Below are 13804 nucleotides of genomic sequence, written 5' to 3'. Positions count from 1 at the left end.
GTCCGCCTGGCCCTGGAGGAGTCCGGCCCGGTGCAGGTCCCGGCGGCGGGCGCGCGCGCCCGCCGCCGCACCCTGTTCCTGCTGGACCGCGCGGCGGCCAGCAAGATCCCGCCCGGCCTGGGCCGCATCGCCTCTCCCTGACCCTCTGTCCTCCGGGCCGCCGCCGGCGTTCGCCGTAGGGCGGACCCCGTCATGTCCGCGCCGTCGTCGAGATCGCCAGCGGCACGACCGCCCCCGCGGCGAGCACCGCGACGGGCGCGGAGGCGGTGGCGCTGGCCGCCCGGCACCGTCCGGACGTGGTGCTCATGGACGTGCGCATGCCGGCGATGGACGGCATCGAGGCCACCCGCCGCATCTGCGCCGCCCGGCCGGAGACGCGGGTGCTCATCGTGACCACCTTCGACCTGGACGAGTACGTTCACGGAGCGCTTCAGGCGGGCGCGGCGGGTTTCCTGCTCAAGGACACCCCGCCCGCCGACCTGCTCCGGGGCATCGGGGTGGTCGCGGCGGGCGAGTCCCTCCTGGCTCCGACCGTCACCCGGCGCCCACCGCCCGGCGCCGGCGATGAAAGTTTCATCCCTTCGGCCCGGCCGGGCACGCCCCTCCCGTCTCCCCTCGGCACCGCTGCCGACCTGCGCCGACCCGTGGTTCATGACGGCCGGCGAGGCGTGGCGCGACCGGCTGTGAGCGGCGCCGGGGCCGGGGGTTCTTTCCGTGATCCCGGTGCTGTGCTTGAGTCGGCAGCATTCGGAAAGCGCTTACCGGGAGTTGGACGATGCGCCTCAGAACGCTCCTCGCTTGCGCCGGCCTCGTGGCCGGCACCCTCGCGGCGGTGTCGCCCGCGCACGCCGCCTCCACCCGGTACGAGGCCGAATCCGCACCGGCGGTCTGCACCGGCGCCATCGAGTCCAACTGGGCCGGCTACTCCGGCAGCGGCTTCTGCAACGGCGCCAACGCCGCCGGCGCCCACGCCCAGTTCACCGTGACCGCCGGGGCCGGCGGCACCGCCACGCTCCGGATCCGCTTCGCCAACGGGACCACGGGTTCCCGGCCCGCCGGGCTGACCGTGAACGGCGCCGCGGCGGGGACCCTGTCCTTCGAGGGCACCGGCGCCTGGTCCACGTGGCAGACCGCGACCGTGACCGTCCCGGTGAACTCCGGCGCCAACACCGTCCGGCTGAACCCGACGACCTCCGCGGGCCTGCCCAACCTGGACTACCTGGACGCCGAGACCGGCGGCGAGCAGCCGGCGAACACCCTCTACGTGGCGACGAACGGCGACGACACCGGCCCCGGGACACTGGCCTCGCCGCTGCGCACGATCCAGCGGGCGGTGGACCTGGCGCAGCCCGGTCACACGATCCTCATCCGGGGCGGCACGTACGCGCCGGGCACGAACATCCGGATCCTCAAGGACGGCACTCCCGCGCAGCCGATCACCATGACCGCCCACGACGGCGAGCGGGTGATCATCGACGGCGAGAACATGCCCCACACGCCGGGCGCGGTCGGCTCCAGCATCCCGCGCGCCGAGCGCGGCGCCGTCCACATCGAGGGCGATCACTGGCGGCTGGCCGGGCTGGAGATCGTCAACGGCCCGTACGGGATCTTCGGGCTCGACGCCAGCGGCAACGTCTTCGACCGCCTGGTCACCAGGGACAACTACGAGTCGGGCCTGCACCTGCAGGGCGCGTCGAGCGGCAACCTGATCGTCGACCTCGACAGCCACGGCAACCGCGACCCGCGCAAGAACGGCGAGAGCGCCGACGGGGTCGCGATCAAGGAAGGGTCCGGCAGCGGCAACGTGATCCGCGGCGCCCGGCTGTGGAACAACTCCGACGACGGCCTGGACTTCTGGATGTTCCTCGGGCAGGTCACCGTGGAGTCGTCCGTGGCCTGGGGCAACGGGTTCAACCGGTGGAACCTGCCTGACTACACCGGCGACGGCAACGGCTTCAAGCTCGGCGGCGGCGACCCGGACCCGGCGGTCGGCCATGCCGTGCGCAACTCCATGGCCTTCGACAACGCGGTGCACGGCTTCACCGACAACGGCAACCCCGGCCGGTTGGTGACCGACCGCAGCACCGCCTGGCGCAACGGCGGCACCGGCTTCGACTACGCCGACTCCGTCTCCGTCCTGACCAGGAACCTGTCGGTGGCGAACCGGACGCAGGCCGCGCCGGGCTCGTCGTCGAGCTCCGGCAACTCCTGGGACCTCGGCGGCACGTGGACGCTCGCGAGCACCGACAGCGGCACGATCACCGGCCCGCGCGCCGCGGACGGCTCGATCCGCTCCTCGTCCTTCCTGCGGCCCGCCAACGGCGCGGACGTCGGCGCCCGTCTCTGACGACCTCACCAGCCACAGCGAGACCAGCCTGAGAAGACCAGCCTGAGAAGACCAGCCTGAGAAGACCAGCCTGAGAAGAGAGGTAAGACAAGGATGAGACGAGCAGGCGCATGGCGGCTCCCGGCCGCGCTGTCCACGGCGGCCCTGGTGGCCGCGCTGGGTGTGGCCTTACCGGCGCTGAACGCCACGGCGGCCGTCGGCAGCGCCACCGGCTACGCGACCGCCAACGGCGGCACCACCGGCGGCGCGGGCGGGCAGACGGTGCGGGCCACCACGGGCACCGCCATCCACGCGGCCCTGTGCAACCGGGCCAGCAGCAGCACCCCGATCACCATCGAGGTCGAGGGCACCATCAACCACGGCAACACCACCAAGGTGTCGGGCGGAAGCTGCAACACCGCCGCCGGGGTGATCGAGCTCAAGCAGATCAGCAACGTCACGATCATCGGGGTCGGCAACGGCGCCGTCTTCGACCAGCTCGGCATCCACATCCGCGAGGCCAGCAACATCATCATCCAGAACGTGACCGTACGGAACGTCAAGAAGTCGGGCTCGCCCACCTCCAACGGCGGCGACGCCATCGGGATGGAGAGCGACGTACGCAACGTCTGGGTCGACCACGTCACCCTGGAGGCCTCGGGCGGCGAGTCGGAGGGGTTCGACGGCCTCTTCGACATGAAGAACAACACCCAGTACGTGACGCTGTCGTACAGCATCCTGCGCAACTCCGGCCGCGGCGGGCTCATCGGGTCCAGTGAGAGCGACCGTTCGAACGGCTTCGTCACCTTCCACCACAACCTGTACGAGAACATCGACTCCCGTACGCCCCTGCTGCGTGGCGGCATCGCGCACATCTACAACAACTCGTACGTGAGCATCCACGAGTCCGGCATCAACTCCCGGGCCGGGGGGCGGGCCAAGGTGGAGAACAACTACTTCAGGAACTCCAAGGACGTCCTGGGCACCTTCTACACCAGCGAGGCCGGCTACTGGCAGGTCGCCGGCAACATCTTCGACAACGTGACCTGGTCCAGCCGCAGCGGCGACAACAACCCCGCCGGGCCCAACCCGCAGTCCAACACCAGCGTGAGCGTCCCGTACGGCTACAGCATGGACGGGGCCTCGTGCGTGCCGAACGTCGTCGCCCAGACGGCGGGCGCCAACAAGGGCATGCGGGTGTCGAACGGCAGCTGCACGCCGCAGACACCGGGGCCGACCCCCACGAACAGCCCCACCCCGACGGTCAGCCCGACCCCGACGACCACGCCGACGGGCGGCGGGACCAACCTCAGCATCGGGGCCGGCGCCGACGGCTCCAGCAAGGCCTCCGGGACGAGCTACGGCAACGTGATCGACGGCAACGCGGGCACCCACTGGTCGCCGAGCGGCTCGACCGGTGACATCTCGGTCAAGTGGGGTTCGGCGAAGACGGTGTCCAGGGTCGTCATCCGTGAGGCGTCGGGCTCCTCGATCGGGTCCTGGCAGCTCGTCAACCACGACAATTCCGCCGTGCTGGCATCCGGCAGCGGGGCGGGCGCCATCACCTTCACCCCCACCACGCTGAAGAAGATCACCTTCCGGATCACCGGTTCGTCCGGCACGCCGAGGGTCGCCGAGTTCGAGACCTACGCCGGGTAGCGACCGATTCGCCGCCTGATCGGGGCGGGGCCGCCTTCGGGCGCCCCGCCCTTTCGGCCGGTTCGGGGAACGTGGAAGCCTGCCCGCCGGAAGGGCCGTGGCCGCCCTGGCCGGGGAGCGGGACTCTCACCGGCTCCCCGCGGGCCTGCGGTAGGTGACGAGCTTGTCGTCCTTCCCCGGGTACGCCATGATCAGGAGCCGCTGGGTGCCCCTCTCCTCGCCCTTCCACGGGAACCAGGCGTGGTGGACGCGGATGCGGTAGCGGCCCCGGCGGCCGCCGGGCGACAGGTCGGGCAGGACGATGCCGGCCAGGACGTCGTGGAACACCAGCTCGCCGTCCGTGCTGGTGTAGCCGGCCTCGGTGACGTGGTCCCAGCCCTTCGTCTCCACCGGCGGGCGGCGGGAGTACGTCTCCAGGGTGACGCAGAGGTGGTACTCGGAGTCCACCGACACCGTCAGGTGCCCGGGGCCGGACTCGACCAGGTCGTCGTGCCGGCCGCCGCCGGAATCGCCGATGCCCGCCGTGTCCCGCATCTCCAGTCCGGTCTCCGGCCACACCGGGTCATCGAGCCGGACCGCCTTGACGGGCTCGATGAGCGGACGGTGGCGCGGGGTGGCGGCGCACTTGGCCCGCTCCTCGGCCTGGAACGCGGCGAACTCCTGGTCGTCCGCCTCCCGCTCGGTCTTGACCTTCGCCGCGGCGGCGGGGCAGATGTCGTCGATCGCCCAGTACAGGTCCCGGACCCGCAGTCCTTCCACGGACTCGACCCGGGCCAGCTCGCGCGGGTCGTCACGGGTGTAGACACCGCACAGGCTCCGGCCGTAGGCGAGCAGCGCCTGGTCGGGCATGGTGGCGGGGATGTCCAGGACCTGGCCGGTGCGTACCTCGCAGATGAACGCGCGCTCGCCCGTGAGCGGCGCGGGCTCCACCCCCGTCTGCCGGCGGTCCGGTGGTGAACAGTCTGCGGCGGTGGTGACCGTGCCCTGCGACCGGTCGGCGGCCGGGACGAAGACCAGCGCCACGGCCGTGGCGAGCGCCATCGCGAACACCCGGCGCCCCCGCCGGGCGGCGGGCGGGGCCGCGTACAGGAGGAACAGGACGAGGGCGGAGACCGCCAGCGCCGCGCTGTACCAGAGCGGCGAGAGGCCGAACACGAGCTGACCGTCCAGGCCCCCGCCGAACTGCCCGTCCGGGTAGACGGCGAGCCGCACCTCGGCCATCTCGGGAACGACCTGCCAGTCCTCCTCCGGCCGCGCCGTGAGCGCCGTCACGACGCCCGCCGCGGCGGCGAGGGCCAGGAACAGCATCGTGCCGGTCAGCAGCCGCCTGCTCCTGCGGATGACGGCCACCAGGACGAGCACGGCCGGGGCGCCCACCCCGACGAGCACGTCCACGGCGACCCAGGCCAGGCCCGCCGGGTGACTGGAGTACTCGCGGAAGAACATGTCCACCGCGCCCCTGGGGCCGATCCAGAAGGGCATCCCCTGGGCGAGGTTGACGGCGGCGGGGACCGACGGCAGCACCACGGCCACGGCGGCGAGCGGCCACGGGCGCGCCGCCGCCCGCTCGCCCCGGCACGTGGACGGCTCCGGTGGCGGCCCGGCCAGTTCGTGGGCCGTCCGCGCCATCCAGATCAGCGCGAAGACGCTCAGGATGGTGCGGACCATGAGGATCACCGTGCCGTGGTCCGCGGTGCCGCCGAACCCGACGATCATGAACGATCCGGACGACAGCGACGCCAGCACCGCCGCGACCATGCCCGCCCGCACGGTGCCCCGGCTCCAGCGCCCGTCCCGGGCCTGCCCGATCAGCACCGGCACCACCCACAGCAGGTAGAGCACGTTGCCCAGCGGCGGCAGGTCCCAGTACTGCCCCAGGCCGTAGGCGACGATGGCGACCAGGTCCACGGCGGTGTCGGCCAGGCCCGCCACGAGTGCCACGATCCGCAGCCACCGGGGGATGGATCCGGCGAGGACCACCAAGAACAGCCAGACGATGGCGAACTGGGTCAATGTGCCGGGCAGGTCGAGCCACCACTGGTACGGGATCGGCGCCTCGTACGCCAGGGCGCAGGCAAGGCTCACGTACAGCGCGGCCCGCAGCAGCCGCACCGGCCGCGCCAGGACAGGCGCCTCGCCGGCCCGCCGCCCGCGCAGGATCTGCCACAGGGCCCAGCCGGTCAGGATCCCGCCCCCGGCCAGGATGACCTCCACCCACCAGGTGTAGGGCACCATGTCCGTGCCCCAGCCGTGCGCGACGAGCGCCCGCAGCACGGCGGCGTCGCCGGTGACCAGCGCGAAGACGCCGGCGACCACGGCGGCGCCCCCGAAGGCGACGGCGATCGGGGCGGCGATCCAGCCGAAACGGAAACGGCGCACAGGACATCTCCCGAGAAGGGGAACCGGTGAACGAAAGGCGATCAACGCTAGCGAGCCGTCCTGAGAACGATCAACGCCACGGCAGGGGGAACGAGCCGGGCCACCGCCGCGCTGTGGTGAGCCGCCTGGTGACGGCGTCAGGCGGGCGGGGCGGTGAGGCAGGCGTGCAAGCGGCGGGCCTGGCGGACGAGTTCGCTGCCGGGTCGGCGGCTCGCCAGTTCGGCGATCACCGGCAACCCGCCCCGCGCACCCACCCAGGAGGCCACGTCGGCCGCGAGCGACACCATCCGGGTGTGCCCCGCGGTGGCCCGCTCCCCCGGCCCCGGCAGAAAGGCGGTCAGCCAGCCGGCCATCACCTCCCACACCTCCCGGTGCGCGCCCTTCAGCGCCGCCCCCCTGAGCGCCGCGAGAGCGTGCTTCGGCCCTTCCCCGCGGTGCCGCAGCACCGCGGCGAGCCGCCGGCCGGCCTCCTCCCCCGCCACACCGCCCCCCGCGGCCAGTCGCAGGAACGCCCCCACCGCCAGGTCCTGGCCGTCGTCGACCAGCGAGTACGCCAGCATCAACGACATCCCGGGCCCCGCCGGGCCGTCGCCGTCGGCCAGCAGGGCGACGTCGGCGGGTTTGTACGCGCCGAAGTACCCGTACGTCGCCGGGTACCGTACGCAGCGGGCGGCGACCAGCTCGCGGTGCCCGGCGAAGACGGCGAGGGTCCGGCCGAGCTCCTCCTCGTGCCAGCGGTGCACCAGCAGGTCGCCCAGCACCTCTTGATACTCGGGCCCGGACGAGAACTCCGAGAACGTGTGGGGCCTGTCCAGGTGCTCCCCCCCTGTGGAGCGTCACCACCGGGTCGGCGGGCCGGTCGGTGAGCCAGCGGGCGACCCGGCGTCCCGCCTCACCGGTCAGCCGCGCCGCGCGGGCGGCCACCTCGGGCTCGACGGCCCGCCCCAGCCGCAGCAGCGCCTGCCGCAGGTCCACGGGCAGCGCCTCGACGCCGGCGCGCTCGTACCCTTCGAGCCGCTCCACCAGCGTCCCCGGGTCGAGCAGCCCGTTGACCCGGGTGGGCGTGGCCAGCAGGTACGGCGGCAGCCGCCGCTCGACCAGGGCGGTGGCGACAGCGGCGGCGCCCGCGATGGTGGCGGCTCCGGCGACCCGCATCGGCTCGATCCAGAGGTCATGCCGCGACCAGCGGACGTGCTCGTGGTACTCGGGTAACTCGTACATCGACCGGCCCCTCCTGCCGGCGAGCTCGCGGACCGCGGCCATGCGCTGTTCGGCGCGCTCGTGCTCCCTGCGCCGGCCGGCCTCCTGGGCGACGGGCAGGTGTCCCGGCAGGGCGGCGGCCACTTCGCGGCGCTGCTCGTCGTCGAGCCCCGTCACCAGCTTGACCACGGCGGGCGTGTCTACCGCCTCGATGGCGGCCCTGACCTCTTCCCAGGCGTTCGTCATGATCGGGACCTTAGGGTGTCCCGCCGGCAAATCGCGGGATCGTCAGGCGGCCAGGGCGTCGATCTCGGCCAGGAGTGCCTTCTTGCGCTCCCGGGCCAGGTAGGAGGCCGTCACCGCGTTGCGGGCGAGCTGGGCCAGCTCCGTACGGCCGAGGCCGAAGACGCGGGCCGCCACGCGGTACTCGCCGGCCAGGGTGGTGGCGAACATGGGCGGGTCGTCGCTGTTGAGCGTGACGAACAGGCCCGCCTCCAGCAGGCGCGGCAGCGGGTGGTCCTCGATCCGCGCCACCTGGCCGGTGCACACGTTGGAGGTGGGGCACACGTCCAGCGGGAGCTGCGTCTCGCGCAGGTGGGCGACGAGCCGGGGATCGGCCAGGCAGGCGATGCCGTGACCGACGCGCTCGGCGCCGAGTCCCTCGATGACCTCCCAGACGGTCTCGGGCCCGGTCATCTCGCCGCCGTGCGGGACGCTGTGCAGCCCCGCCGCCCGCGCGGCGGCGAACGCGTCGCGGAAGGCGTCGCGGTAGCGGGGCCGCCGCTGCTCGATCCCGCCCAGGCCGAAACCTACCAATGCCGCGGGAGGTTCTTCGAGCGCGTGGTCGAGCGTGATCTTCGCGGCCTCCTCGCCGAACTCGCCGGGGATGTCGAAGATGTACGCGATCTCGACCCCGTGCTCGTCGAGCGACCGCCGCGCGGCCAGGTCGAGCGCCCGGGTGACCTCACCTCTGGGGATCCCGGTGATGTGGTGCGCGTACGGGGTGACCTGGAGCTCGGCATAGCGCCCGCCCTGTCCCGCCAGGTCGCGGGCCAGCCCGGTGACGAGGGTGGCGATGTCCTCCGGCTCGCGGACCAGCGCGTTGACGGCCGCGTACACCTGGGCGAAGTGCGGGAAGTCGCGGAAGGTGTAGAACGCGCGCAGCTCCTCCTCGCTCGTGGGCACGCCGTTGCCGGGGTGGCGGCGGGCCAGCTCCAGCACGGTGGGCACGGAGGCGGATCCGACCAGGTGGACGTGGAGTTCGACCTTGGGCAGGGCGTCGATGAAGGCGTCGATGGTCATGCCGACGACCTTAGGCCGGGCCTGGTTCCATCCGGAAGGTTTCGCACCTAAATCTGCCATCATCTTGTCAGATTTGTCCTGACCCTCGGCTGGCTCTGCGGCACTCCTCCCACCGTGCGGACACCGGTCCTCACATCGGGGACCTCGTATTCATGTCCGTCCTCCTGGTGCTGGCGGCGTCCGGCGCTCCGCCCGGCCACGCGCACGGGGGCGGTTCGCTAGCCGTGGTGGACCTGGACCTGCGACCTTGTCCGCGTCCTGCCCTAGCGGGGCAGGAGCCGAAGGGGAGCCGGCCACGAGCTGTGCTCGGCCGGGCGGCCGGCATGACCTTCGTGACCGCGCTGTCGTTCATGGCCGCGCCGTCGCTCTGACGGGCGGTGCTTCTGTCCCGGGAGACGCTAGCCGTTCAGCCGGGCGCGGGCGTGGCGTTCCTCGCGGCGGGCCACGTCGAGCCGGTGGGCGGCGGCCTCCAGCCGTTTGCGCGCCTTGGCCAGCCTCTTCTCCAGCCGGGCCACCTTGTCGGCGCGCTCGCCGTGCTCCCGTTGGGCCTCGGCCAGAGTCTCGCTCCACTCGCGGTGCGCGGCCTCGGCCTCCGCCCGCTCCTTCGCTTCCCTGGCCTCGGCCTCCGCCCGCTCCTCCGCCTTCCGGGCCTCGTCCTCCGGCGGGGGCGGCTTCTTCCTGCGGGCCGCCGGAGCGGCGCTCACGGGAGCGGGCGCGAAACCGCTGTAGCTGAGCGGCTTGGCCAGGCGGCCGCGGCGCACCTCATCGGCGGCGTCCGCGTCCACGACGGCGGCGTCGAGCGTCTGGTCCACCTCCGCCGCGGCGGCGGCCGACAGGTCCGCCGCCTCCCTGATCAACCGGGACAGCCGGCCGGTCACCTCGCCGCGCCGCCGGGTCGCCGCGGCCAGCGCGTCGGAGTCCTGGGCCGCCCACGCCGCGCGCAGTTCCTCGCCGACGGCCAGCAACTCGCCGAGCTCGTCCGCGTGCTCGCGGGCGGCGCGGTTCACCGCCCAGGCGGAGACGGTGGGCTTGCGCAGCTTGCCGATCTCGCGGGCCAGCGCGGCGTCGCCCGCCTCCTTGGCCTCCCGGGCCTCGGCGGTGCGGGCGGCCGTGAAGTCGGAGGGCGGTAGCGCGTACAGCCGCCCGGCCACCTCATCAAGATCCACACATGTGAGGTACCCCACATGGCCGGTTTTCTAGCGCATAGTGGAGACAGCCCACTCGAACGGAGGCCGCCCGTGTTCGAGCGCTTCACCGACCGTGCCCGCCAGGTCGTCGTCCTCGCCCAGGTGGAGGCCAGGGCCATGCGTCACAACTACATCGGCACCGAGCATCTGCTGCTCGGTCTCATGCGGGAGGGCGAGGGGGCGTCCGCGCGCGTGCTGGCCGACTGCGGGGCGAGCCTGGAGCCGGTGCGCGAGTTCGTGGTGCGCGAGATCGGCACCGGCGAGAGCGGGCCCGACGAGCACATCCCGTTCACCCCCAGGGCCAAGAAGGTGCTGGAGCTGTCGCTGCGCGAGGCGTTGCAGCTCCGCCACACCTACATCTCCAGCGAGCACATCCTGCTCGGCCTGCTCAAGGAGGGCCAGGGCCTGGGCGCGCAGGCGCTCGCGGCGACGGGGGCCGACTTCGTCGCGATACGGCAGCGCGTCCTGGACCGGCTGGACCGGGGCCCGAAGGAGCGGCCGGGTGAGACGTACTTCACCGCGAGTTCGACGGTGGCCCAGCGGCTCGCGCAGATCCAGGAGAGCCTCGAACGCATCGAGCGGCATCTCGGCATCGGGCCGGAGCCCGGCCCGTCAGACTGACGTCATGGCGCCGACAGGCAGCCGCCCCTCCACCACGCCGGGGTCGTCGGTGTAGGCGAGCGTGGCGCCCAGCGAGACGAGCAGCCTGCGCATGCGTACGTTGTCGGCGAGCATGGAGGTCCGGACCTCGGCGTAGCCCAGGTCCCTCGCCTCCCGCACGAGCGCCCTGGCCATGACCGAGCCCAGCCCGCGCCCCTGCCAGCGGTCCTCTACCAGGAACGCCATCTCGGCGATGCCCGGATCGGCGGTGAAGACGAGGTTGGCCAGCGCGACCACCTGCCCGTCGTTGCCCGCCACCAGCGAGTGGCCGCGGCGGCGGTCGCACAGCCGCTCGAACATGCGCGGCGGCAGCGACGGCATCGCGGTGAAGTAGCGGAACCGGCGCGACTCCGGCGAGCAACGGTCGTGCAGGTCGCGTACCGCCTCGCGGTAGACCGGGGTGAGCGGCTTGATCACGACCTCGGCGCCGTCGGCCAGCTTGACCGCGGTCTCACCGCCCGCCTGCTCCACGGGCGGCTGGGCCAGCCGGGCGAAGGAGGCGGCCCTGGCGGCCTCGGTCAGGGTGAACGGCAGCTCCGCGCGGCGCAGCCGCACGGCTCTCTTGGCCGCGACCGGCACGACAAGCTGGGTCGGATCAGGCAAATCACTCACCGCATCACCATAGGTCCACCTGGCGTCGTCCGCGCGCAGCAGCTCCGCCAGCAGCTCGGGGAGCCGCCACGGCATGGCGCGCAGCCGGGAGGCGAGCAGGAGGGCTCGGGTGGGCTCGTCGGTCAGCTCGTGCGCGGTCGCGGGCACGACCACGACGCGCCGCCCGCCGGCCGCTTCGAGCGCCTCGCGCACCGTCTCGGGGTTCGCGGGGATGTCGGCGACGAACTCGTCCACGGTGCCGTCAGGGTCGGACTGGACGCTCAGGCCGAGAATGTTGCCACCCCGCTCGGCGAGCGCGGCGGCGAGGGAGGCGAGTCGTCCGGGACGCTCGTCGACGGTGGTGCGGATGCGCAGAAATCCCATATGAGAAGGATGCCGGGTACCTGTTACGTTGCCGCTAACGTCGTGTTTCACCGCTCAACTACCTGTACGAAAGAGCAGGCCGCATGAACATACTCTTCCGAGGCGGACGCGTGTTCACCGCGAAGGGCGACTTCGCCGAGTCCGTCCTGGTGCGCGACGGAGTGATCGCCGCCGTCGGCACCGAGCGGGAGCTGTCCGCCCGGGCGCCCGGGCACGAGACCGTGGACCTGGACGGCGGCCTGCTGACGCCCGGCTTCACCGACGCGCACATGCACCCGGTCCAGGCGGGCCTGGAGCGGGCCCGATGCGACCTCTCGGAACGGTACGGGCTGGACGAGTACCTCGACGCCGTCCGCGCCTACGCGGACGCGCACCCGGACAGGGCCTGGATCGACGGCGGCGGCTGGGACATGTCCGCCTTCCCCGGCGGGCTGCCCAGGCGCGAGCAGCTCGGCTTCCTGGACCGGCCCGCCTACCTGATCCAGCGCGACCACCACGCCGCCTGGGTCAACGGCCGCGCGCTGGAACGGGCCGGGATCGGGAAGGACACGCCCGACCCCGCCGACGGCCGGATCGAGCGCGACCCGGACGGCACCCCCACGGGCGTGCTGCACGAGGGCGCGATGGACCTCGTCGGCCTGCTCACCCCGCGCCCCACCGCGGCGGACCTGGACGCCGCCCTGATGGACGCCCAGGCGCACCTGTTCACGCTGGGCATCACGGGCTGGCAGGACGCGATCGTGGGCTCGTACGCCGGCTCGGACGACCAGTTGCCCGCCTACCTGTCCGCGGCCCGCTCAGGGCGGCTCAGGGCGCGCGTGGTGGGCGCGCTGTGGTGGGACCGCACCCGCGGCCTGGACCAGATCGACGACCTGCTCTCACGGCGGGCGTCGGCCGAGGGGCTGGACCGGTTCGCCGCCACCTCGATCAAGATCATGCAGGACGGCATCACGGAGAACTTCACCGCCGCCACGCTGGAGCCCTACTGCCGGTGCGGCGGCACGGGCCTGTCGTACGTGGATCCGGCCAAGCTCAAGGAGTACGTCGCCGAACTCGACCGGCTCGGCTTCCAGGTGCACGTCCACGCGATCGGCGAGCGCGCGGTGCGCGAGGCACTCGACGGCTTCGCCGGCACCGATCCGGCCAACCGCCACCACATCGCGCACCTGCAGATCATCGAGCCGTCGGACGTGCCGCGCTTCGCCGAGCTGGGCGTGACGGCCAACCTGCAGCCGCTGTGGGCCACCCACCATCTGCAGATGGACGAGCTGACGCTGCCGTTCCTCGGCGAGCCGCGCTCGTCCTGGCAGTATCCGTTCGCGGACCTGCTCCGGCACGGCACCCGGTTCTGCGCCGGCAGCGACTGGCCGGTGTCGAACGCCGACCCGCTGCAGGGCATGCACGTGGCCGTCAACCGCACAGAACCGGGCGGGTCCGTGCACGCCGGCTACCCGACGGCGCAGACGCCGTTCCTGCCCGAGCAGCGCATCGACCTGGCCACCGCGATGACCGCGTACACGGCGGGCTCGGCGTGGATCAACCGCTCCCCCGCCGGGCAGATCGAGCCGGGCCGACCCGCCGACCTCGTGGTGCTCGACCGCGACCCGTTCGCCCTGCCTGCCAAGGACATCTGGACCACCCGCGTCCGCATGACGTTCGTCGACGGCGAAGCGGCGTACGAGAAGGCCTGAACGCGCCGAAGGGCCCCGGCGCGACGCCGGGGCCCTTCGGGTGGTCTGGCCCTACCAGGGGGACTTGTTGTTGCGCAGCCGCTCCAGGGCTTCCTGGAGGATGGCCTTGCCGTCCTTGTCGCTCCTGCGCTCCTTCACGTAGGCGAGGTGCGTCTTGTAGGGCTCGTTCTTCGGGGGGGCAGGCGGCGCATTCTCATCCTGACCGGCCGGGAGGCCACAACGCGGGCAGTCCCACAGCTCGGGGATCGCTGCGTCGCTGGCGAAGCTGGGGCGCGTTTCGTGCATGTTGGCGCACCAGAACGAGACCCGCACTCTCGGAGCCGCTTCGCCGCGCTCGGCCTCCCCCATAGGACCGGCACCGACTCGGCTGCCACGGATCGCGTTGCCACTACCCACGGATGAACTCCTCGCTCGATCGCCCCGTG

Annotated in this window: 12 protein-coding genes and 3 pseudogenes; 7 read left to right on the top strand and 8 right to left on the bottom strand. The window is 72.7% G+C overall.

What is annotated here, in order from left to right; genetic code table 11:
* Positions 1 to 141, top strand: a pseudogene (locus KME79_RS45750) (6-phosphogluconolactonase); the annotation flags it as partial.
* 49 nt (positions 142 to 190) lie between these two features.
* Here the strand turns inward: KME79_RS45750 and KME79_RS47575 are convergent.
* Positions 191 to 388, bottom strand: a complete 198-nt coding sequence (locus KME79_RS47575; RefSeq protein ID WP_372452516.1) for a hypothetical protein — start codon at positions 386 to 388, stop codon at positions 191 to 193.
* Here KME79_RS47575 and KME79_RS47570 point away from each other — a divergent pair.
* From KME79_RS47570 to KME79_RS37095, 4 genes and pseudogenes are all read left to right on the top strand, one after another.
* The gene (locus KME79_RS47570) at positions 297 to 986 is read left to right on the top strand and encodes a response regulator (RefSeq protein WP_372452514.1); all 690 of its coding nucleotides are present in this window, start codon (positions 297 to 299) and stop codon (positions 984 to 986) included. The genes KME79_RS47575 and KME79_RS47570 overlap by 92 nt on opposite strands.
* Positions 869 to 1216: pseudogene (locus tag KME79_RS47565) on the top strand (carbohydrate-binding protein); the annotation flags it as partial. The gene KME79_RS47570 and the pseudogene KME79_RS47565, both read left to right, overlap by 118 nt.
* A 48-nt stretch (positions 1217 to 1264) precedes the next feature.
* The gene (locus KME79_RS47560) at positions 1265 to 2347 is read left to right on the top strand and encodes a right-handed parallel beta-helix repeat-containing protein (protein ID WP_504739487.1); all 1083 of its coding nucleotides are present in this window, start codon (positions 1265 to 1267) and stop codon (positions 2345 to 2347) included.
* 93 nt (positions 2348 to 2440) lie between these two features.
* Positions 2441 to 3985 carry a pectate lyase family protein gene (locus KME79_RS37095; RefSeq protein ID WP_219550092.1) on the top strand — a complete coding sequence of 515 codons (1545 nt, stop codon included), beginning with the start codon at positions 2441 to 2443 and terminating at the stop codon, positions 3983 to 3985.
* Between the two features lie 126 nt (positions 3986 to 4111).
* Here KME79_RS37095 and KME79_RS37090 read toward each other — a convergent pair whose 3' ends face one another.
* The 5 genes and pseudogenes from KME79_RS37090 to KME79_RS37070 all read right to left on the bottom strand — a co-directional run bounded on the left by KME79_RS37090 (position 4112) and on the right by KME79_RS37070 (position 10032).
* Positions 4112 to 6364, bottom strand: coding sequence for a hypothetical protein (locus tag KME79_RS37090; protein WP_219550090.1), 2253 nt, complete (start codon positions 6362 to 6364; stop codon positions 4112 to 4114).
* Between the two features lie 137 nt (positions 6365 to 6501).
* Positions 6502 to 7125, bottom strand: coding sequence for a hypothetical protein (locus KME79_RS46675; RefSeq protein WP_219550088.1), 624 nt, complete (start codon positions 7123 to 7125; stop codon positions 6502 to 6504).
* Positions 7126 to 7270: 145 nt separating this feature from the next.
* Positions 7271 to 7519: pseudogene (locus KME79_RS47760) on the bottom strand (DUF7824 domain-containing protein); the annotation flags it as partial.
* Positions 7520 to 7852: 333 nt separating this feature from the next.
* Positions 7853 to 8866 (bottom strand): adenosine deaminase, encoded by a 1014-nt coding sequence (gene add, locus KME79_RS37075; RefSeq protein ID WP_219550084.1) that lies wholly within the window; start codon positions 8864 to 8866, stop codon positions 7853 to 7855.
* 398 nt (positions 8867 to 9264) lie between these two features.
* Complete coding sequence (locus KME79_RS37070) at positions 9265 to 10032, bottom strand: hypothetical protein (RefSeq protein ID WP_219550082.1); 768 nt, start codon at positions 10030 to 10032, stop codon at positions 9265 to 9267.
* Positions 10033 to 10104: 72 nt separating this feature from the next.
* Here KME79_RS37070 and KME79_RS37065 point away from each other — a divergent pair, with 72 nt between their 5' ends.
* On the top strand, positions 10105 to 10674 hold the full coding sequence (locus KME79_RS37065; protein ID WP_148031272.1) for a Clp protease N-terminal domain-containing protein: 570 nt from the start codon (positions 10105 to 10107) through the stop codon (positions 10672 to 10674).
* Here the strand turns inward: KME79_RS37065 and KME79_RS37060 are convergent.
* The gene (locus KME79_RS37060; RefSeq protein ID WP_148031271.1) at positions 10666 to 11688 is read right to left on the bottom strand and encodes a GNAT family N-acetyltransferase; all 1023 of its coding nucleotides are present in this window, start codon (positions 11686 to 11688) and stop codon (positions 10666 to 10668) included. The two genes, KME79_RS37065 and KME79_RS37060, sit on opposite strands and share 9 nt — an antisense overlap.
* An 83-nt stretch (positions 11689 to 11771) precedes the next feature.
* Between KME79_RS37060 and KME79_RS37055 the strand changes: the two genes are divergently transcribed.
* Positions 11772 to 13379, top strand: a complete 1608-nt coding sequence (locus KME79_RS37055) for an amidohydrolase (RefSeq protein WP_219550080.1) — start codon at positions 11772 to 11774, stop codon at positions 13377 to 13379.
* 51 nt (positions 13380 to 13430) lie between these two features.
* Here the strand turns inward: KME79_RS37055 and KME79_RS37050 are convergent, their stop codons facing one another.
* Positions 13431 to 13775: an RNA polymerase-binding protein RbpA gene (locus KME79_RS37050; protein WP_148031269.1), complete on the bottom strand. Its 345-nt coding sequence runs from the start codon at positions 13773 to 13775 to the stop codon at positions 13431 to 13433.
* Between the last annotated feature and the right edge of the window lie 29 nt (positions 13776 to 13804).

This window comes from Nonomuraea harbinensis (genome assembly GCF_019396385.1).
Classification (GTDB): domain Bacteria; phylum Actinomycetota; class Actinomycetes; order Streptosporangiales; family Streptosporangiaceae; genus Nonomuraea; species Nonomuraea ferruginea.
The sequence above is the reverse complement of the archived record's forward strand: the minus strand, read 5'-3'. Positions and strand labels throughout refer to the sequence as shown.